General features: G+C 55.6%; 16 protein-coding genes. 6 read left to right on the forward strand and 10 right to left on the reverse strand.

The features are described from left to right. Positions 1-2: 2 nt before the first annotated feature. The 3 genes from RUDLU_RS0105860 to RUDLU_RS0105870 are packed head-to-tail and all read right to left on the reverse strand — an operon-like array spanning position 3 to position 2132. Positions 3-797, reverse strand: a complete 795-nt coding sequence (locus tag RUDLU_RS0105860; RefSeq protein WP_019987424.1) for a hypothetical protein — start codon at positions 795-797, stop codon at positions 3-5. Then, positions 794-1567, reverse strand: coding sequence for an LVIVD repeat-containing protein (locus RUDLU_RS0105865; protein WP_027302799.1), 774 nt, complete (start codon positions 1565-1567; stop codon positions 794-796). The genes RUDLU_RS0105860 and RUDLU_RS0105865 overlap by 4 nt, the downstream gene beginning before the upstream one ends. Positions 1568-1583: 16 nt before the next feature. Continuing rightward, on the reverse strand, positions 1584-2132 hold the full coding sequence (locus RUDLU_RS0105870) for an LVIVD repeat-containing protein (protein ID WP_027302800.1): 549 nt from the start codon (positions 2130-2132) through the stop codon (positions 1584-1586). Between the two features lie 157 nt (positions 2133-2289). On the opposite strand from RUDLU_RS0105870, the gene RUDLU_RS0105875 reads away from it, so the two are divergent. The 3 genes from RUDLU_RS0105875 to RUDLU_RS0105890 all read left to right on the forward strand — a co-directional run bounded on the left by RUDLU_RS0105875 (position 2290) and on the right by RUDLU_RS0105890 (position 4775). Continuing rightward, positions 2290-3858: an acyl-CoA carboxylase subunit beta gene (locus RUDLU_RS0105875; RefSeq protein WP_019987425.1), complete on the forward strand. Its 1569-nt coding sequence runs from the start codon at positions 2290-2292 to the stop codon at positions 3856-3858. Between the two features lie 121 nt (positions 3859-3979). Further along, positions 3980-4285: a DUF3784 domain-containing protein gene (locus tag RUDLU_RS0105885; protein WP_019987427.1), complete on the forward strand. Its 306-nt coding sequence runs from the start codon at positions 3980-3982 to the stop codon at positions 4283-4285. Position 4286: 1 nt separating this feature from the next. After that, the gene (locus RUDLU_RS0105890) at positions 4287-4775 is read left to right on the forward strand and encodes a DUF1648 domain-containing protein (RefSeq protein ID WP_083940522.1); all 489 of its coding nucleotides are present in this window, start codon (positions 4287-4289) and stop codon (positions 4773-4775) included. Positions 4776-4827: 52 nt separating this feature from the next. Here the strand turns inward: RUDLU_RS0105890 and glmM are convergent, their stop codons facing one another. From glmM to RUDLU_RS0105925, 7 genes are all read right to left on the reverse strand, one after another. Next, positions 4828-6252: a phosphoglucosamine mutase gene (glmM, locus tag RUDLU_RS0105895; protein ID WP_027302801.1), complete on the reverse strand. Its 1425-nt coding sequence runs from the start codon at positions 6250-6252 to the stop codon at positions 4828-4830. Between the two features lie 117 nt (positions 6253-6369). After that, the gene (locus RUDLU_RS0105900) at positions 6370-7146 is read right to left on the reverse strand and encodes a response regulator transcription factor (protein ID WP_083940523.1); all 777 of its coding nucleotides are present in this window, start codon (positions 7144-7146) and stop codon (positions 6370-6372) included. Positions 7147-7165: 19 nt separating this feature from the next. Next, positions 7166-8860, reverse strand: a complete 1695-nt coding sequence (locus tag RUDLU_RS0105905; RefSeq protein ID WP_083940524.1) for a sensor histidine kinase — start codon at positions 8858-8860, stop codon at positions 7166-7168. 234 nt (positions 8861-9094) lie between these two features. Then, positions 9095-9964, reverse strand: a complete 870-nt coding sequence (locus RUDLU_RS0105910; RefSeq protein WP_044129986.1) for a transglutaminase family protein — start codon at positions 9962-9964, stop codon at positions 9095-9097. A gap of 51 nt (positions 9965-10015) precedes the next feature. Beyond that, positions 10016-10759, reverse strand: a complete 744-nt coding sequence (locus tag RUDLU_RS0105915) for a proteasome-type protease (RefSeq protein ID WP_044129987.1) — start codon at positions 10757-10759, stop codon at positions 10016-10018. 277 nt (positions 10760-11036) lie between these two features. Further along, entirely contained in the window at positions 11037-11807 is a 771-nt protein-coding gene (locus RUDLU_RS0105920) for a LytR/AlgR family response regulator transcription factor (RefSeq protein ID WP_157580100.1), read from the reverse strand. A gap of 59 nt (positions 11808-11866) precedes the next feature. Beyond that, on the reverse strand, positions 11867-13858 hold the full coding sequence (locus RUDLU_RS0105925) for a sensor histidine kinase (protein WP_083940525.1): 1992 nt from the start codon (positions 13856-13858) through the stop codon (positions 11867-11869). A gap of 4019 nt (positions 13859-17877) precedes the next feature. Here RUDLU_RS0105925 and RUDLU_RS0105935 point away from each other — a divergent pair. The 3 genes from RUDLU_RS0105935 to RUDLU_RS0105945 all read left to right on the forward strand — a co-directional run bounded on the left by RUDLU_RS0105935 (position 17878) and on the right by RUDLU_RS0105945 (position 21969). After that, positions 17878-18816: a hypothetical protein gene (locus RUDLU_RS0105935; protein ID WP_157580101.1), complete on the forward strand. Its 939-nt coding sequence runs from the start codon at positions 17878-17880 to the stop codon at positions 18814-18816. Positions 18817-19288: 472 nt separating this feature from the next. Further along, complete coding sequence (locus RUDLU_RS0105940) at positions 19289-21505, forward strand: putative Ig domain-containing protein (protein ID WP_019987437.1); 2217 nt, start codon at positions 19289-19291, stop codon at positions 21503-21505. Between the two features lie 83 nt (positions 21506-21588). Then, complete coding sequence (locus RUDLU_RS0105945) at positions 21589-21969, forward strand: hypothetical protein (protein ID WP_044129363.1); 381 nt, start codon at positions 21589-21591, stop codon at positions 21967-21969.

Consider the following 21969-nt stretch of genomic DNA (forward strand, 5'->3'; position numbering starts at 1 on the left):
ACTCACAACGTATAACCTAATTGAAAACCAAGCATTAAACTCGGAAACCGACCTTTCTGTAAACTCCAATCCGACGTTAAGTCCTGGTCAGTATTGATAAACTCCGGACGGGCATCTTCGTAATCAGGGACGCCATACTGCCTGAACCACCGCCAACGAATACCAATACCGGCATACACATCCAGCAGAAGCCGGTCGTTGGTGGGCGACAGTCGAATGGATCCCTGATGACCCATCTTCAGGTGCGCCCCCATCACGTAGCGAACTGCCCGGGCGGTGTAGCGTTCAAAAAACTGACAGCCACCATCTTCGCACCCTCGCGCTAAGGTACCCTCGAAAGGCGCGTTTACCTGTTTGTAGAATGTATTGATGGCCAGATAATTACCCAATGGCACCTGCGTAACCGTGCGCACCCGGCGCCAGCGGTTTACGGCCAGGTCGCGGTCGGTGTACAGGCGCCCCTCCAGCTGCACCCGCCAAACCTCCCGACCCGGGAATCGATTATTGGGTTGGGTCAACAGCCGGTTTCGTTCATTGCCGTACCCCAACCCGCCCTGAATGCTATACCGGCTGCTCACGATTCGCTCCACGTCGATCTGGTAACGGCTATCAATGTCGATCATGGCCAGTGGGTTAAATTTAACCACCCAACCGGGTGCTTTCCGTACGCCCTCAACCCGCACGGTGTCGATCGGCTCCGTGGGCCGGTCGAAACTATCAGTAACCGGAAACTGAGCCCATACGGGGCGGGTCAGGAGCAACAGACTCCCAAACCACCAAAAAATGAATGCTCTCATGCCAGCGGTTCGATAGCCAGTTTGCTGAGCAGCTTCAACTGCTTACGATCGGCATAACTGTACTGATAAATGCCGTCCTTACCCGTTACGATAAGCACATCGCGGTTCGGTATTACATCATACGAGCGTACACCCTCCAGATGTTGCATCAGCTTGGGTGCCGTTGGGTTCGTGAGGTCAAACAGTTTCAGGCCCCAGTCGCCCTCGCACACAAACAGCACATCGCCATCTACACCGAGGCCGCGCGGGTTAATCATCGGAATCGACCGGATTATGCGCGGAGCCTGCAGGTTGCTCACGTCGATCACCTCCAGCAAATTGGCCGCCACCGCGTTGTTTCGGCAGTCGGCACCACTACGTAACGTCACGTAGGCCAGAGTGCCCTGCACCACCACAGGGTCGCAACTCAGTACGTGCGTGTACGTCGACAGATACCGCGGATCACCCGGCCGGGAAGCGTCATAAATAAGCATTCCGGTCTGAGTACCCATGAACAGATTTCCAGAATATGGAAAAATTGTCTCGATTCCGAACCCCAACTTGGTCTGCCGACCGGGTATGGGATTCATGCTGTTACTGACGTCGTAGGCCCGCAACGTCGTGCTGTTGACTATGTAGAGGGTATTGTCAAGAATGGTAAACCGGGCCGTCGACCCGCCAATTCCGGCTCCGGGCGAGGCCGCGCTTTCGCTTTTGCTCAGGCCCAGATCGCCCGAGCAGCCCGCCCCGCAAAGAATAAGTGATAGTACGCAGATAAAAAGTGTTCTCATGGCTCAGGGTGTTTGGTTATCGCCAGCATTTGGCCGATTCATTTTCGCTACGCTGCCAGCCCACCACCAGCCCTTTACCCGGATCCGGGCACTCAAACCGTACATTGCGCATGGGCGGATAGGCCGTGACCGGATACGCATTTTCGATGCGTTTTACCAGGCGCACATTCAACGGGTTGGCAATGTTGAGGGCCACCAGATCAACGGTATTGTCGGCGTACAGAATACTGTCTTTAACAGCCAGTTCGCGGGCCCCCGGAATACTCACAAACGAAATAGGCACCGGTTTCTGGGGGTTCCGGTTGTCTACAATATGAACCCCCGCCCCGACCTCGTTCACAAACAGGAAGCCGTCTTTTAGGTAAATTTTGCCTGCCTGCCGGATAGGCTGCACAGCCATGGTCCGAACGTTACGCACCGACTCATACGAGCCGTAAATAGGGCGGTAAATGGGGCGGTTGTCGGTAGTTTGCCCCGGCGGAGACACCTGGCTATTGGTGCAGGCATCGAGCAGGGGAATCCCCAGCAGGAGCCAACGCATCGTTTTGTACGGTAGTAAGGGCATAGCTATCGATAAAAAAGGTTGTAATGAAGATACAAAAGCGGGCCAAAGGGTTGTAATCGACTCAGAAAATTTAACTTTGCTTCGACGATAGTCGGTGAGCAAACCAACTCGCACCCCGACCGAATTACGCTTGCACAAACTTCGAAACACGCTCTGCATGGACACCATAAGCAAACCCACTGCAACCGAAACGCTCGACCGAAAAAACGCCGAAGCCCTCCTGGGTGGCGGCCAAAAACGCATTGACGCCCAGCATAAAAAAGGGAAGCTCACTGCCCGCGAACGCATCGCCCTACTCCTCGACGAAGGGTCGTTTGAAGAAACGGGTAAGTTTGTGATGCACCGGACCAAAGATTTCGGGCTCGATAAAGAATACTACCTCGGCGACGGGGTAGTGACCGGCTACGGTACGGTCGATGGGCGGCTGGTGTACGTGTTTGCGCAGGATTTTACGGTGTTTGGCGGGGCACTGTCGGAAACCCATGCCGAAAAGATTTGCAAAATCATGGACCTCGCCATGAAAAACGGAGCCCCTGTTATCGGCCTCAACGACTCCGGCGGGGCCCGCATTCAGGAGGGGGTTTTGTCGCTGGCCGGGTACGCTGATATTTTCTACCGCAACACACTGGCGTCGGGGGTGATCCCGCAAATATCGGCCATTATGGGCCCCTGCGCGGGTGGAGCCGTGTATTCGCCCGCCATCACCGATTTTATCCTGATGGTCGAAAACACCAGCTATATGTTTGTGACGGGCCCCAACGTGGTAAAAACGGTAACCCACGAAGAGGTAACGTCGGAAGAACTGGGCGGGGCCAGCACCCACAGCACCAAATCGGGCGTTACGCATTTTGCCTGCGCCAACGAAGTGGCCTGTATTGAGCACATTAAGCAGCTGCTGAGCTACATGCCGCAAAACTGCGAAGATGAGCCCCCCATGCTGCCTTACGAAGCAAGTGGGTCGGCCGATGGCGAGATGCGCCCGACGCTGGACACGATTATTCCCGACAACCCCAATCAGCCGTACGACATGCGTGAGGTGATCGACGAACTGGTGGACCCCGGTAGTTTTCTGGAAGTACACAAAAACTTCGCCGAGAATATTGTGGTGGGCTTTGCCCGGATGGCAGGCCGGAGTATCGGCGTAGTAGGTAACCAACCGGCCGTACTGGCGGGTGTGCTCGACATCAACGCCAGCACCAAAGCCGCCCGGTTTGTGCGGTTCTGCGATTCGTTTAATATTCCGCTGCTGGTGCTCGAAGACGTTCCCGGCTTTTTGCCCGGCACCGATCAGGAGTGGAACGCCATTATCACCAACGGTGCCAAGCTGCTCTACGCGTTTTGCGAGGCAACGGTGCCCCGCGTGACGGTAATTACGCGCAAAGCCTACGGCGGGGCTTACGACGTGATGAACTCCAAGCACATCGGGGCCGATCTCAACTACGCCTGGCCCTCGGCCGAAATCGCCGTGATGGGGGCCAGTGGGGCCGCCGAGATTATCTTCAAACGTGAAATTGCCGAAGCCGACGACCCGCAGGCCAAGCTCCAGGAGAAGGTACAGGAGTACACCGAAAAGTTTGCTAACCCCTACCGGGCTGCACACCGCGGCTATATCGACGAGGTAATTTACCCGCGCGAAACCCGCCATAAACTCATCCGGGCCTTTAAAATGCTCGAAAACAAAGTAGCCACCTTACCCCGCAAAAAACACGGAAACATACCGCTGTAACTTATGCCATCTTCCCGCCCCAAAGGCAGTGTTGCCCAAACATTTCTGATTGGCTTTCTGATTATTCTCGGATTCGCCCTGCTGGTTGGCTGGCTCTCCACGGTATTTAGCTGAGTAGCCTATGCTGTTACTGATGTATTCCCTGATTGGCAGCATTCTTGCCTTGCTGGGCCTCGCCATCTGGCGCTTTAAACTCACGTCGTGGCTTTCTAACGTGAATAATCTCGATGTGAAAGACCATGACGGACTAGCCCGCTTTGCCGGTATTTTCCTCATAGGGCTGGGTGTTTATGCCGTCTTGTGCGGGTATCTGGCGCAGCAAACCACTACCCAGAACGGCCAAATCGGGGTGATGATTCTGTTTGTCCTTGGCTCTCAGCTGGCTATCGTCGGCTATATGTACGGATTACGTAAATACACCCGATAGCATGAAAACAGAGTCCGTCTCAAGATTCGAACAGGTATTGTACGGCCTGACCGGGCTGGTGGTGGTGCTCACCTGGGCCGCTACGGTGTATGTGTACCCCAACCTACCTGACCGTATTGCCATTCATTTCGACCTGGTCGGAACGCCCAATGGCTGGGGAAGTAAACGGACCATTTTCCTGGGGCCGGGCCTTATTACAGGCACCATTGCCTTTTTGTTGTTGATTCGGGAAGTAGCCCCGGCCGAATCATTTAACATGCCAGTGAAGGTTACTCCCGAAAACCGCGACCGGCAATACCACATCGCCTATCAAATGATGGCTGCTGTTAGTTTTGTATTAGCCTTACTCATGGCCGGTATGCAGTTCGATATTTGCCAACTGGCATTGGGCGACACCCAAACCCCCTCGTTTCTGCCAACCGGGCTGTTCATGGGCGGGTTGTTTGCGGTAATTGGGTATTACCTCTGGCAATCGGTCCGCAATCGATAAAAAAGGCCCCTGACTTTTCAGACAGGGGCCTTTTTTATTGTCGTCTCTTTTCCTATCGCTTTTCAGAGATCACTTCCTTAATGTCGGAGATGATTTTGCTGGCGAGGTGTTCGGCCGTCGAGAGCGTGTCCGACTCGGAGTAGATCCGAATAATTGGCTCGGTGTTCGACTTACGCAGGTGTACCCACTCCCGGTCAAACTCAATTTTAACGCCATCAATCGTATTGATCGGGTTGCGTGCGTATTTCGCCTTAATGCGCTCCAACACCGAATCGACGTCGATAGTGGGCGTCAGTTCAATTTTGTTTTTCGAGATGTAGTAGCTTGGGTACGTCCGGCGCAGAATCGAAGCCGATTTCCCAAACTTAGCCAGATGGCTCAGAAACAAGGCAATGCCTACAAGTGCATCGCGGCCGTAGTGCAGGTCGGGATAGATGACCCCACCGTTGCCCTCGCCCCCGATTACGGCATCGTTGGCCTTCATCATTTCCACCACGTTCACCTCGCCTACGGCCGAGGCAAAGTGCTCTCCACCGGCTTTACGGGTTACGTCGCGCAGAGCTACCGTACTCGACAGGTTCGAAACGGTGTTACCGGACCGCCCGTCGGCCGGGCGATTTTTAAGCACATAATCGGCTACAGCTACCAGGGTGTATTCTTCACCAAACGGCGACCCATCTTCGCAAATGAGGGCCAGTCGGTCCACATCAGGGTCAACCACGATCCCAAGGTCGATAGTATCTTTCCGGGTCAGGTTGATAATATCGGTCAGGTTTTCGGGCAGCGGCTCCGGGTTGTGCGCAAAGTTGCCCGTAGGCTCACAATGCAGTTTTGTGATGGTTTCGACACCCAACGCCTGCAACAACATAGGCACGGCGATACCACCGGTTGAGTTGACGGCATCGACGGCGATGCGGAAGTTGCGGGCCGCAATAGCCACCCGATCAACGAGCGGCAAGGCCAGAATCTGGTCAATGTGCTTTTGCAGGTAGGTATCGTCGGTGCGATAACTGCCCAGTTTGCGCACTTCGGCAAAGTCGATGGCTTCGGCCTCGGCAATAGCCAGCACCTCAGCGCCATCATCGCCCGAGATGAACTCCCCTTTCTCGTTCAGGAGCTTGAGGGCATTCCACTGAATGGGGTTGTGGCTGGCCGTCAGGATGATCCCGCCCGCTGCGTTTTCGGCCGGCACCGCCAGCTCAACGGTTGGGGTAGTCGACAGCCCCAGGTCAACGACGTTGATGCCCAACCCCTGCAAGGTAGCCGACACAATTCGCGACACCATTTCGCCCGACAATCGGGCATCGCGGCCAATCACGACGGTTGGGGTCGTGTTGTTGCCCAGTGTCGTTGCCCGCTGGCGAAGCCACTGGCCGAAAGCAGCCGTAAATTTTACAACGTCCAACGGTGTCAGACCTTCTCCGCTGCGCCCCCCAATCGTTCCGCGAATCCCGGAGATAGATTTAATTAATGCCACGTGAATCGGTTAAAAAAGTCGTCTGTGAATCGGCAAAGATAACCACTCTGCGCGGTTGGGTACGTACCGTTTGTCAGAAAAATGTCCGCCAACAGGGCCCTTTCTGAACCCAGTTCGCTACCGGGTTCGGATAACAGGCAACCGCTTCAGAAGCTCCTTACGGGCCCCTTCTTTAATGGCAACCGTGCGGCCGCCTACCCAAATCTGCTCTTTCTCTACCCGATCTATGTGTTTTAGATTGATTACAAGCGATTTATCGAGCCGATAGAACAACCGGGGCGACAAATACCGGTTCACATAACTCAGGTTTCCGGTCACGACCACAGCCTGCCCACCATTGGGCGTCATAATTCGTTCGGCGGCTTCGCGGGTCAGGTACACGGTAGTAAAATTACGGGCAGCCTCCAGGTAAAAGATCTCCATTTGACCGACCCGACTGAATCCGTTCCGAATGGGCAGGTAAACGGGCTCCTCGGGTTCGGGGGGCGGTGGTAACTCGCCTGGGTTATAGTTCGACACCGCCAGTTCGATTTGGCCAATCAGCTCGTCGGTCCGAAAGGGTTTGTTCAGAAAAGCCGCTGGCCGGGTCATTTTGGCCCGTTCAAAGGTAGCCGGGTCCGTGCTGATGGTAACGCCGGTCAGGTAAATAAACGGAATGGGTTGCGTCAGGAGTAGTGCCTGTGCCACGGCCACGCCATCGCCCGCTGAGAGCGGGTCGAGGTTAATGTCGATCAAAGCGAGGTCGAACCGGTTGTTTTCGAGAAACACCATAGCCTCCTCGGCGGTGTGGGCTACTGCACCTACCTGAAAACCGGCCCGGTTCAGTTCGTTTTCAATAGCATCGGCAATCAACAAATCATCTTCAACCAGCAAGAGTTGTAAGGGTTCTCTCATAGGTGTGGTTATTCGCTCACTACTTAATTCCAATAACCAGATCGAACGTAACGCCGGGCGGCCCCGAAAACGTATGTTCTCCGCGTAACTGCCGAACCTGCAAATCGATCAGGCGTTGGCCGAACCCGGTCTTGTTTTCGGGGCTTGTCAACCAGCCGGGGCCATTGTCCCGAACCTGCAAATGCAATTTGCCATTTACCTCCCAGCACCGAACGGTTAACTGTGGATCTGGATGAGCGTTAAACGCGTATTTACAGGCGTTGGTTACCAGTTCGTTGATAATAAGAGCCAGCGGTATAGCCTGATCAATGTGAATGGGCACATTTTGCAACTGGTATAGGGGCTCAATCTGCCCAAAACCGTAACTATCGAGAATAGTCCGAACCAGCTTTGGAATAAACTGGGGAAGACCCAGCGTTACAAGCTCTTCGCCCTGATGCAGCTGCTGGTTGAGCAACGCAATGGTGTGCACCCGCAGCTGACTTTCTTCAACGGCCCGGCGGGCGCTATCATCGGTTAGGCGGTTCGACTGCAGGCTCAACAAGGCCGATACCGTATGCAGGTGATTTTTCATCCGGTGGCTCTGCTCGCGCACCAGGTGGGCATTCTGGAGGCTTATCTGCCGGTTTTGCCGATTGAGCCGGTAAAAGGCAAAACCAACACCAACCGACAGCAGCAGCAGGCCAAACATACCCCGGTTAATGTAACGCTGGGTCTGAAGGGTGTTGTGCTGCAGGGCAAGTTCGGCGTCGCGGGCTTTGAGCAACGCAGCTTGTTTTTCGGTGTCGTACACGATACTGAGCTGGGCAATGGCCGCCCGGTGTTCGAGGCTCTCAGTTATTTTCTCCAGTGAGTCGACCACCATAGCCTCCCGATGGGCTTCTTTCCAGTTTTGGGTAGCCCGGTAGTAGCGCGCCAGCGTTTGGTGCAACAAAACTTGACCCTCCATATAGTCGACGGGCCTGACGCGGCTCATTTGTTCGACCGCCAATAGATGGGTACGCGCTCTGTCCAGATCATTCAGGTAGATGTAGGCCTGCACCAGCTCCAGGTTCAGGCTTATCATTTGCGCCAAATCGTTCCGGGCTTCGTGTACCTTAAGGGCTCCGTTGAAGCAATCAATGGCCTGCCGGGGCGCTTTTTCAGCCAAAATGCCCCCTTTACTCCGTAAGACATACGCTATTTCGAGTGGACTTTTGATCTGACGAGCCACGGCCTCGGCCCGTTGAATGTAAAACAGAGCACTATCAGCCGAATAGGCAAACGGACGTTCGGTCGTAAACCGAAAAGCCCGGTTAGCGATCCAGTGCAACCCGCTCAGAAACGTGTACGAGCTCATCAGGCTATGCGGATGATTCAGCTTCCGGCTGTTAGCCAATGCTTTGTGACCGTAGACATACGCCTGCGCGTAGTCTTTGATGGTCTCGCTGGAGCTACCCAACTGAATATACACTTTGTTGAGTTCTTGTGATGGCCCCCGGCTTTCGCGGAGCCGGAGCGAAAGGAGCATCCAACGCCAGCTTGCGGCCCCCTCACCCACCGATCGGTACCGCTTACCCAGCAAATAGGCAGCCTCGGCCATAGCAGGCGTATCGCAACGCGCTACAGCTGTACGATATTCGGCCTGAGCAGCCAGAATCTTCTGCTGTGGCGACGACTGCCCCAACACCCCGCCAGATCCCAAAAAGAACAAGAATAGTAAACGTTTATCCATATAAGGTCACCAACCTTAGGGTAAACTTACAATGGCAAACGCCTTATAGCAACCGTGTTTTTACTTAGTGGAGAAAAAACCGGATTTGGTGGAGATCTCCCACTAAAATGACGTGAGTGTTATATAAACTTGGAATAGTTTTCCGACTTATCCAACCCATTTGACTACATTGAGACAACTGAATTAGCGTTGACTATTCAGTTGTCTTCTTCACTACCACCCCACACATAGCTGTCAGACGGCCGGGTTCGGAACAGCTATTCCGCCATCGTTTGTGATCAGAAGTTCGTTGGAAAATACGGAGGTGGCTGAGCCGTTGTAACTGCCCGTAATGGGAGCCGCCAACTCAGGGCGGGCCGTACTCGTCAGAAAAATATGCCGGTTATTGACTACTGCCCCTTCGGTTGGGTCGAATCCCCGCCAGCCTGCGCCGGGCAGGTACACCTCGGCCCAGGCGTGGAGTTCGTGTTCCTGCTGCGGATTACCAAACAGATACCCACTCACAAACCGGGCGGCCAGACCCAAACTCCGGCAGGCAGCCATAAACAAGGTGGTATAATCGCGGCAGGAGCCCTGCCGGGCCTGTAGCGTATCTTCGGGGGCGTTGGGAGCCCCGTGTTCGCGCTTCTCGTAGGCAAAGCCCCGGATGGTCTGGTTCAGCACCGACAAAAACGGGACGGTTTCCCAGTTCACCCCGGCAGCCAGCCGACGCGCCCACAGCTCCACCTCGGCCGTTACGCCCGTGCGGTCCAGATACGGGTGCAGCAGGGCCTCTACCCCAGCCTGATACCGGAAGCCGGGCAGTTTTTTGCTCTCGAACGGAAAAATTACAAAATCAAACGAGTTGAAATCGTCAGATTGCAACGTCATATCAGCCGTAACACTCAAGTGCCGTGTAGGCCCATGAAAGTACACCACCTGCTGTACATTACCCTCCACATCAATATTCCGCACGATTTTCGACGGCACCGGGTCGATGGTGAGCTCGTACGCAAGCAACCGCTGATACGGGTACATGCGGGGGTACAGGTACAGGGTATGCGGATTCAGGGCAACGGGTCCATTGTACTGGTACGTAGACGTGTGCCGAACGTGGAGGTGCATAAGCGCAACAAAGAGTAGATAGAGGTTCAACCGGTAAAATCGGGCGGTTGTTTACGGATACCGGTTGCCCGACCCCAGCTTCTCAAAAATAGGGTCCATCCAGTAATTGGGCAGTTTCCGAACCGAATTATTGAGCAACGCACTCCACTGATGCGATATTTCGTCCATATCGTCCTTTTCAAGCCGGTGCTCGGTCATGTGGAAGCTGTTGTTGGGGTAGATCACCACATCGAGCGGGTAATCAACATCGTTGGCACTCACGCGGGTGGCGTCAAACGCCAGAAAACCAATTTTGAGGGCGTCGGCAAGGCTGGTGTCGTAGGTCAGGTTTCGGAACAGCAGCGGTTTGCCATAGCCCGAGTTACCGATGATTTTGAACAACGACCCATTATCGACCTCAACCCAGTTGCCCTCGGGGTACAGCATGAAGAGCTTGTGTTCTTCGTCGTCTTCGAGCTGCCCGCCCACAATGGCATTGAGGTTGAAATTGAGGCCGCTGGCGGTGAGCGACTCCCGGTCTTCGCGGGCCACCCGCTTCACCTGCTCCCCAAACGCGTTCACGGCCTTGTAGAGTTTATTAAACGAACGGTCTTGCTCGGCCAGTACTTCGCGGAAGTAGGTAATGGCCTTGTCGCGCACCGACCGCAGCCCCGAGGTCATCACAAATAGCGAGTGGTGTTCTACCTGATGAACGGTAATTTTCCGGTTACTCGACACTTCGGTACCCGACGTCAGGCGGGTATCGGCAATGGCCACCAGGCCCGAACGCACTTTGATACCTAAACAATAGGTCATAACAATAGAAAACAAGTCGAAGGCCAAAGGTCGAAAGTAGGGCGGCAAAAGCCAAATTTTTACCGTAACCTGCTCCTTATTGCTTTCATGACCGAACCCGGATTTGGGCCATAGTCGGGCTTGCGCAACGTGCTAAAACAAAAAAGCTGTCCTCACAACGAAAGACAGCTTTCCTAACTACCGGTCTATAAAAAAATATACTGATTACAAAGCAATCAAATTCCGTACAGTCATGCCACCTACATAATAGAAAGGGTGACGAACCGGTAAAAAAAGGTCATGAATACGCCCCGGTTTCGGTGTAGGTTCCGTTAAACTGCATGAGTTTTTTCAACAGCTCTTTTTTGCAATGGTAGCTAACCGGAATTTCGTGCCCTTCGATCAGGACTGAGTGGGCTTTAAGATGAGTAACTTTCTGGACATCAACGCAGAATTGTTTGTGGACCCGCACAAAGCGTTCGTCGAGTTGTTTGATTAACTGCCGCAGCGACTTTTTCATGCAGATACGCTCGGTAGCGGTGACGATGATGGCGTAATTCCCGGAGGTTTCCAGCCAGAGGATTTCGTCTAACGGGAGTTTTTTCTGTCCATGCTGATGGCGTACAAGCAAGAAACTGTTCACTCCTTTTGCTCCTTGAATCGAGCTGTTGACCAGCCGGATCATCGACTGTAAACTGAGCTTGTCAAACGGCCGGACCAGATACCCAAATTTTGTATCGCCCGTCAGTTGTCGACAGAGTTCCTCATTATTTGAGAAGCTCACAAATACCGTAGGAATTGCCAACGACCGAAGGTCATCCAGCATTTCAAGTATGTTTTCGTTTTGCAGAAAAACGTCAGCCAGTATAAGAGACGGAGGGGCTTGCTGTAGAACAATACGTGCCTGTTTGATTGAGCTAACCACTTCGATCTGCGTGAATCCCAACTCAGAGACTATTTGTTTTAGACGCACCTGCTCAAGCAGATCGTCTTCAATAATCAACACATCAGTCATAGTTACGGTAAGGTGAGTTCTACTTCGGAACACGAACAAAAGGATATCTGCCAAGAGTTTTGCCGGCGGGAGGGTAATCAGACAAAAAAAGGGGATAATTGAGATTGTTCAATTTATGCCCCTTCATACGCCCGCCAGATTGCGGGTAAGGAGTCCAGTTGTCGGCTCACAGGAAGCGTCACCACAAAACAGATTCCCTCGGGTCGGCCGTGCTCCACCGTTATATTGCCCTTGTTACGGGCCACAAAATCGCGCACCAGCAACAGGCCTAACCCCAGGCCCTGCTCACCCAACTGAACCGACCGGCGCCCGACCAGTACCCCTTGTAAAAACAGCAGCTTGTCGGAAGTGACTCCACTACCCGAATTCCAGACTTCAATACGCACCTGATGATCTGGCAGGAGGACACCCGAAACGGAAATACAGCCACTTGACCCGATAGCCTTCAGCGCATTGTCGATCAGGTTACGCACAATCAACTCCAAACCATCTACATCGGCCCAAACCAGCACCGTATCTGCACAGTTGACGGCAATATTGATATCATGAAATTGCACCAGATTTCGGTACAGGTCGGTCACCCGGTGCAGCAAGTCGTTGAGCCGGATGTTGTCGGGGTGGTACGGGATCGCTTCGCGTTGCGCCAGCGCCCAACGAAGGAGGTTATCGAGCATGGTTTCGATCTGTACGCCGGCCGAATCGATGGCCTGCGATATCTGCCCGATGTCGGCATAGGCCCGTTGTTTCAACCGGTCGCTGATCAGGTCGGCCAGGCCACGAAACGAGACGAGGGGCTTACGCATGTCGTGGGCAATAATCCCGATAAACTGCTCCCGGGCCTTGTACAACTGCTGCACTTCGGCAAGGGCCAGAGCGCGTTGCCTGTTAATTCGGCGGAGTCGCCAAAACAAAAGCCCAATCGCCGTCGCAACGATGGTAACCAGAATCAGCCCGGCCGTAATAACCCGGTACTGGAACGCAGCTGCCTGCTGTTTTTGGGTGAGCTCGGCAATTTGTGTCTGCTTTCGCTCTGTCTCATACCGAACCTGTAGCTCCAGCATCTTTTTATTGTTCTCGGCCAGAAACACCAGCCCATTGTATTTCTGCACGCTGTCGGCCAGACGGTTAGCGGCCACGTAATCGCCTTTCTTCTGCACCAGCTCCCGGTACTTAGTGTAGGGCCCCGCCAGAATGGCGTAATTAACCGGCTTAGCGCGGCTAAGCATGGCAATACTCTGCCGACAAAGAGCAATGCCTTCGTCGATCCGGTTCAGCTTATAACAGTCCGTAGCGAGGTTATAGGTCAGAGTGGCCATTTCCCAGTCCTGTTCCGGCCTCAATAGCTGCAACACCTGTTTGTTACGGCTGTAAGCCTTCTCATGTTCGCCAATGAGGCCGTAATAAATGGCTTCGATACGTCCGAACCGGTACCGTGCGTAGGCACAATCAGGGTATTGTTCAATTACCCGTTCGGCATTATCCAACGTCTGCCGCATAGAGCGGGCTCCGTTGTCCATTTCGCCATACTGAAACCGGGTGTAAACCAGCTGAGTTGTCAGGTAATCATGTACGTTGCTGTTTTCGTGCAACAGTGCCTCCATTTTCTTCAGATACTGCTCACTTAGTGCCCGGCTCGACGTAATCCGGTTGCCATACAAGGTCGAGTTGGTCAACACCAGCAACCCGTAGGCGTGGAGTTGCCCCGAACGATCATTTTGGGACCCAAAACGCTTAAGCGCCTTATTAGCCAGGGGAACAACATCGACCAGCCGGTTCTGATTGAATACTTGATACGCTTCAAGATACTGTGCCCACGCCATAGCGTTTTCCCGCTTCTGCACGGTAGCCAGCCGGTTGATTTCGGGTAGATGTGTCCCAACCCTATCGTGATAATTCCAGGTGTACGTTCGTTCGAGCGTAATGAGTGCTTTGAGCCGTGTCTGTGGGTTGGCTTTGGGATTGGCGCGCACCCATTGTTCGAGGCTGTCGGGGTTGTTTTTGGGGTACGTATCAGCAAATGATTGGGCCCTACTCCTGTGCGCGGGCCATAGCAGGTTACCAAAAAGCAGCAACACAATCCCTATTCGAGAAAGGTCAGTACACATATTTTGGGCAAATGGTTAAGTACAAGTAAATGAGTAATCAACTATTTTAACGTATAGGTAAGTTTTGACAATTTAGTTATAAATGTACCAATTCGGTGTAAGCAGATCTGTCTCTTATTTCTGCAATGATCGACTCTTGCCATCTCGACGTTTTCTGGTCCTATTTTTACTGGGGTCCTATTGATCTCTTCTACTCCACCAATTTCCCTCTGCCCGTTGGATTCATGTACAAATAAGTTTGGATAAACACCCTTTATTAATTTCTCTCTCCGCTTCGCATAGAAATTGATTCAGTCCCGGAAGGACAATTCATTGCCTGACCCTTGCCTTTTCATGGTAAAAATACTTGATCGACTTCCGGGTATGACACACATTTCCGCTTTTCGGAGCTATTCACGCTGGCTAAAACTGCTTATCGGCTCCCTTCTTACAATCGTTAGGATTTTACGTCCTTTCGACAAGGTCTGGACTGGGCTATTTAGAACGAAAACCAGTCGGATGCACCGAACAAACGGGCTCACTTTTTCAGGGTGGTGTATGCTCGTTAACGTTTGCGGATTGGCCTTACTTAGCCTATTGGCTTCTGACGCCAGGGGGCAGTCGTGCGGGTGCCCATCAGAACCCAACGTGGTGAGCAATAATAGCTTTGAATCAACTAATTATACGCCTTTCTACGTCACGCCCGATCTTCCGGATGCGCACTTTGATATACCCGACCTAGACTCATGGACATCTAATCAACCCGTGGGCGATGGTTATTGGCCCAGTTTATTTTTTTCGGGCGGTTCTACCACTTGCTACATGCCACAGAACGGAAGCAAATTTTTGGTGGGCTACGTAACGCAGAACAATGGACAAACCAGAATATCGCAGACCTTAACTGGCCTGACCAGCGGAAAACAGTATACGGTTTGTTTCTACATCGCTCCCGGTGCCAAGTGGAGGGCTCCCTCAGGTACCTGTGTTGATATCCCGAATGGGGGTGGCTGGAATGCTGCCATTGTTAGCGGTGGCACCTATTCGAATGATTTTGCTGTAAATCTGGCCGATAAACTCCCCAACCCCACCAACCCTTGTTCAACAGGAAATCCAGTACGGTGGGAACAAAAAACGTTTACCTTCACGGCAACAGCTTCTAGTGCCACACTCCAATTCACAACCTTTGCCGACACTCAGGGGGAGATATGGGCTTATTTTCTGGATAACATTAGTGTAAAGCCAGCGAGCTGTAATTGTGGCTTTTCGGCTACGCTCACACCTGGAACCTGTAACTCAACCACAAACCAGTACACCCTAACTGGTACCATCTCGCTGACAACTTCACCCGCTCAGAGCCTGACCATTACCGACAACAGCGCCAGCATGACGACACCCGTCACGCAGGTTGTTAATGTATCGGCCGGGCAAACTTCCGTATCATTCAGCCTCAATGGTATCAAGAGTGGCTCAGGTATCCACACAGTTACCATTACCTCTGGCAGTTGCGGCACCCAAACATATACGTACATGGCCCCCGCTGGCTGTTTGCTCAACTGCACGGGTAATCGACTGGTAAACCCCAGTTTCGAGCAGGGTTTACCGTCACCCCCAACTGCACCGGGCAGCACAGTGACTCCACCGCCCGGCTGGACAGGAGGCACCGCTGATAATAATACAGGCGCTAATTTCAGCGTACCGGATGGTTACGCGTTCGGCTACTCGAATACCAATGCGTCTCTATGTCAGAGTGTATCGGGTTCAGTAGGCTCAACTGCTAATTTGACATTCTATGCAGGTGTTCACGCAGCCAATGGACAAACCGTGCAGTTGGCCTATCTGAACAGCAGCAATACGGTAATTGGTACTCCTTCTATTTTGACGGTTACTCATATCCTGGATAACACCCAACAGTTTGGCGGTCCTTATTCGCTTTCGTTGGCAGCTGCACCGGTTGGTACTACAGCAGTTCGAGTATGTGCCGTGAGTGCCACTAAGCCCGCTGGCTCAACAGTACCCGACATCGAGTTCTGGTCCAAGATCGACGCAGTGTGTTTAACTACAACGCAGGCAGTGTGCGCCATTGCGGCCACCGCTACGCCAGGTACCTGTAACTCCGCAACCAATCAATATTCCGTGAGTGGCACCATTAGTCTGACTAACACCACAGGCGGTACAGCCACCATCACTGACGGAGCCAGATCAACCACAGTGAGTGTAGCATCGGGAGCCACATCGGTTCCCTACACACTGACGGGTCTAACATCGGGCACTGGCTCGCACACGGTTGTGGTGAGCCTACCCGGTTGCGGGACGGCAACGGCGACCTACTCGGCTCCAGCGAGCTGTACAGTAGCAGCCACCATCAATGTATCGTCGGCTACCATCTGCGCGGGTTCGTCAGCTACCTTAACGGCCGCTGGTTGTGCGGGGACGGTGACCTGGAGCAACGGCACATCAGGCAACACCCTGGTGACACCAACGCTCACCCAGACCACCAACTACACCGCCACCTGTACGACGACCACCTCGACCACCTTCGCAGTGGGTACCGTCACGGTCAACCCAGCCGTAACGGCTACCATCAGTGCGGGCAATCTGAGCATTTGCGTGGGTCAAACCACCACCCTTACAGCCTCGGGTGGGGCCACCTACCGCTGGAACACCGGAGCCACCACAGCCGCTATCTCCGTGAGTGCAGCCGGTACCTATTCGGTCACCGCNACTTCAGNGGCTGGTTGCTCAGGCACAGCCACCGTAACGGTCGTGCAGAACCCCACGCCAACCGTCATAGCTACCTCGGCCACCATTTGCGCGGGTTCGTCAGCGACCCTCACCGCGTCGGGTGCTAACAGTTACCTCTGGAGCAACGGTGCCTCGACAGCCTCGATTGTGGTGTCACCAACGGCCACCACGACCTACTCAGTCACCGGCACCAGCTCGGCTGGTTGCTCGGCCACGGCCACGGGTACCCTCACGGTGTTGCCCCAGCCCGTGCTTAACCTCTCGGCCAGCTCTACGCTGGTGACCGTAGGCAACAACGTGACCCTGACAGCCTCGGGTTGTGCGGGGACGGTGAACTGGAGCAACGGTTCAACGGGGGCCAGCATCGTGGTGACGCCTACGCAGCCGACTCAGACTTACTCGGCTACCTGTACGACCGGCCCGGCTTGTTTCACCACCGCTTCGATTGTCGTGAACACCGAAGCCCCCGCCAATCTGGTGGTCACCTCGGCCACCATCTGCGCGGGTTCGTCAGCTACCCTGACAGCGGCCGGTTGCGCGGGTTCTGTCACGTGGAGTAACGGCACATCGGGCAATACCCTGGTGACGCCAACACTCACCCAGACCACCAACTACACCGCCACCTGTACGACGACCACCTCGACCACCTTCGCAGTGGGTACCGTCACGGTCAACCCAGCCGTAACGGCTACCATCAGTGCGGGCAATCTGAGCATTTGCGTGGGTCAAACCACCACCCTTACAGCCTCGGGTGGGGCCACCTACCGCTGGAACACCGGAGCCACCACAGCCGCTATCTCCGTGAGTGCAGCCGGTACCTATTCGGTCACCGCTACTTCAGGGGCTGGTTGCTCAGGCACAGCCACCGTAACGGTCGTGCAGAACCCCACGCCAACCGTCATAGCTACCTCGGCCACCATTTGCGCGGGTTCGTCAGCGACCCTCACCGCGTCGGGTGCTAACAGTTACCTCTGGAGCAACGGTGCCTCGACAGCCTCGATTGTGGTGTCACCAACGGCCACCACGACCTACTCAGTCACCGGCACCAGCTCGGCTGGCTGCTCGGCCACGGCCACGGTACCCTCACGGTGCTGCCGCCCGTGCTTAACCTCTCGGCCAGCTCCACGCTGGTGACCGTAGCAACAACGTAACCCTGACAGCCGCTGGTTGCGCGTGTACAGTCAATGAGCAACGGAAGCACCGGGCCAGCATCGTTGTCACCCAACGCAGGCCACTCAGACTCTCGTACTGTACGACAGGCCTGTCCCACCGCTGTGCCACGCGCCTGCCACAGCCTCGTGCTTAACCTCGGCCAGCTCCACGCTGGTGACCGTAGGCAACAACGTAACCCTGACAGCCGCTGGTTGCGCGGGTACAGTCAACTGGAGCAACGGAAGCACCGGGGCCAGCATCGTTGTCACCCCAACGCAGGCCACTCAGACTTACTCGGCTACCTGTACGACAGGCCCGGCCTGTTTCACCACCGCTTCGATTGTTGTGAACACGGGAAGCCCCCCAATCTGGTGGTCACCTCGGCCACCATCTGCGCGGGTTCATCGGCTACCTTAACGGCCGCTGGTTGTGCGGGGACAGTGAGCTGGAGCAACGGTACATCAGGCAATACCCTGGTGACGCCAACGCTCACCCAAACGACTAATTACACCGCCACCTGTACGACGACCACCTCGACCACCTTCGCGGTGGGTACCGTCACGGTCAACCCAGCCGTAACGGCTACCATCAGTGCGGGCAATCTGAGCATTTGCGTGGGTCAAACCACCACCCTTACAGCCTCGGGTGGGGCCACCTACCGCTGGAGCACCGGAGCCACCACAGCCGCCATCTCCGTGAGTGCAGCCGGTACCTATTCGGTCACCGCCACTTCAGCGGCTGGTTGCTCAGGCACAGCCACCGTAACGGTCGTGCAGAACCCCACGCCAACCGTCATAGCTACCTCGGCCACCATTTGCGCGGGTTCGTCAGCGACCCTCACCGCGTCGGGTGCTAACAGTTACCTCTGGAGCAACGGTGCCTCGACAGCCTCGATTGTGGTGTCACCAACGGCCACCACGACCTACTCAGTCACCGGCACCAGCTCGGCTGGTTGCTCGGCCACGGCCACGGGTACCCTCACGGTGTTGCCCCAGCCCGTGCTTAACCTCTCGGCCAGCTCTACGCTGGTGACCGTAGGCAACAACGTGACCCCTGACAGCCTCCGGGTTGTGCGGGGACGGTGAACTGGAGCAACGGTTCAAGGGGGCAGCATCGTGGTGACGCCTACGCAGCGCGCACTCAGACTTACTCGGCTACCTGTACGACCGGCCCGGCTTGTTTCACCACCGCTTCGATTGTCGTGAACACCGGAAGCCCCCGCCAATCTGGTGGTCACCCTCGGCCACCATCTGCGCGGGTTCGTCAGCTACCCTGACAGCGGCCGGTTGCGGGCGGGTTCTGTCACGTGGAGTAACGGCACATCGGGCAACACCCTGGTGACACCAACGCTCACCCAGACCACCAACTACACCGCCACCTGTACGACGACCACCTCGACCACCTTCGCAGTGGGTACCGTCACGGTCAACCCAGCCGTGACCGCTACCATCAGTGCGGGCAGTCTGAGCATTTGCGTGGGTCAAACCACCACCCTTACAGCCTCGGGGGGGGGCCACCTACCGCTGGAGCACCGGAGCCACCACAGCCGCCATCTCCGTGAGTGCAGCCGGTACCTATTCGGTCACCGCTACTTCAGCGGCTGGTTGCTCAGGCACAGCCACCGTAACGGTCGTGCAGAACCCCACGCCAACCGTCATAGCTACCTCGGCCACCATTTGCGCGGGTTCGTCAGCGACCCTGACCGCGTCGGGTGCCAACAGCTACCTCTGGAGCACAGGGGCCACAACCCCAAGCATTGTGGTGTCACCAACGGCCACCACGACCTACTCGGTGACGGGCACCAGCTCAGCCGGCTGCTCGGCCACCGCTACGGGTACCGTCACCGTCAACGGGCAGCCCCAGATCAACAGCATTAACCAAAGCACGGCCTGCGTGGGCAACCTCGCCAGCCTCACCGTTAACGCGACCAACACCGGCGCGGGGGCGCTCGAATACAGCCTCAACGGCGGGGCCTTCCAAACGGCCAACAGCTTCACCCTCAACGCGCCTACCAGCACCACGGCCGTGATTGTGGTCCGTACCCAGGGCAGCAGCTGTACAGCAACCGAGTCAGTGGTGGTCAATTGTGCCTGCCAGACGCCTGTCAGCCTCACCTTTGTGCCCACAGCCCTGCAAACCTGCGCGGGATCACCCGTCAGCTTTACGGCCGGTGTAGCCGGAGCCACTTCGGCCTCGCTCTCCAGCTCAGGCACCGGCACATTTAGCCAGTCGCTCATCAACGGCATCACCACGGTGAGCTATCTGCCTTCAGCGACGGATGCCGCAGCGGGCAGCGTGACCCTGACGCTCACCTCCGCCGATCCCGACGGGGTGGGTACCTGCGTGGCCGACCAGATCAGCCGCGTACTAACCATCAACCCCTTGCCGGTGGTAACAGTTAGCTCGGCCTCGATCTGTGCGGGCGGCATGGCCACCCTCACCGCGTCGGGGGCGGATACCTACCGCTGGAATACGGGGGCAACGACCCAGTCCATCAGTGTGAGTGTGGCCGGGACCTACTCGGTGACGGGCACATCCGCTGCGGGTTGCTCGGCCACGGCGGTCGGAACACTGACCCTCTTTGGCCAACCGACCATCAGCCCGGCAACCTTGCCAGCGCCCACCGTGGGTGTAGCCTACAGCCAAACCCTGACGGGCAACGGCGGTCAAAGTCCCTACACCTTTGCGGTGGTAGCGGGTAGCCTGCCCCAGGGCCTGAGCATCTCAACCAACGGGGTACTGGCCGGAACACCCACAGACAACGCGCCGGCGAGTTTCACGGTGAGCCTCACCGATGCCAACGGCTGCACGGCCGTACAACCCTACAGCACCACCGCGACAGGCTTACCCAAGCTCGAATTGAACAAGCTGGTGAGCAAGCGGCAGGCGCAGGTAGGCGAAGTAGTGAGCTTCACAGTACTACTGGCCAACACGGGACTGGCTTCGGCCACGGGCGTAGTGGTGAGCGATACCCACACGGCGGGAATGAGCATTCTGCCCGGCTCAGTGTCCGTCTCGGCAGGTAGCTTCACGCCGGGTCTCAATGGTGGGCAGTGGGCCATTGCCAGCCTACCCGCGGGCGCTACGGCCACGCTGACCTACTCAGCCAGCATCACCGGCGAGGGACTCGTCTTCAATACCGTCAGCACCCCCGATACGCCTACCCCCGACGTAACGGTTTGCCTCAGTGCGCCCATCAAGGTATGTCAGGGTGCTCCGTTTGCGATCAAGCTGGATGCGCCTACCGGGTACAGCCGTTACCAGTGGTACCTCACCGCACCCGGCTCAACGAGCAGCGTGCTGGTGGCCGATGGTACGCTCAGCAGCTTCACGGCGACCCTGCCAGGTAGCTACAGCGTACTCATTGATAGCGGGTTGGCCAATGTCTGCCCCAGTCAGGGATGCTGCCCGGTAGTGATTGAGGAGATAGCCGTACCGTCGTACTCAGCGCTGGTGAAAAACAGCAGCTGTGTGGGCAGTACTCCGCAGGCCGACGGTCAGATCACGCTGGTGAATCTGGGCACGGCGGGCCGCTACTATTATCAAGTCTCGCCTGGTACCAGTTTTGACTCGGCTGGGGCAAGTGCAGTAGCTGCAATCCCGGCCAACGGCGTGGTGTCTACGGGTCTGTTGCCGGGCAACTACACGGTGCGGGTATGGCTGCTGATCAACGGACAGCCGGCCTGTCCGCGGGATCTGACGGTGGCCGTGGTGGAGACCTGTGCCTGCCCGACCAATGTTTGTGTACCGGTAGTTATTCGTAAGATTCGATAAGAGCCTAACCCATAGTACCCGACGGGGTTCTGGTGTGATAAACAATCATACCAGAACCCCGTCGGTCTAAATTGCCCTGAACCATGTCGTTATTGAAACAACAAGTCCGTTCCTATCTTTCATTGCGGGGAAGCATCCTGCGCGCTATCGCATATGGCGATGTGACGGCCGCCGACGTCCTCCGTATTACCCAAATCAATCCAAACAGTTATCAGCTACGTCGGCAGAATCCAGACCTCTGGACTGTAGATGAAGTAAGCCTGCTCGCTACGGCCTTAGGGCACGAAACAAACACGTTGAAACCCATCCGGCAACTGACTATGCTACTTCAGCTATTGCCCGATTCGAAGCAAAGGGAAGTGTACCAACGAGCCCAGCTCACCCGGCGTAAACTTCTGGTTCGACACGCGAACTGCAACAACTGGAAAGTTTGGGAGCTACAGCAGATTACTGACGTTTTGTAG

Origin of the sequence: Rudanella lutea DSM 19387 (genome assembly GCF_000383955.1) — a bacterium.
GTDB classification, from domain to species: Bacteria; Bacteroidota; Bacteroidia; order Cytophagales; family Spirosomataceae; genus Rudanella; species Rudanella lutea.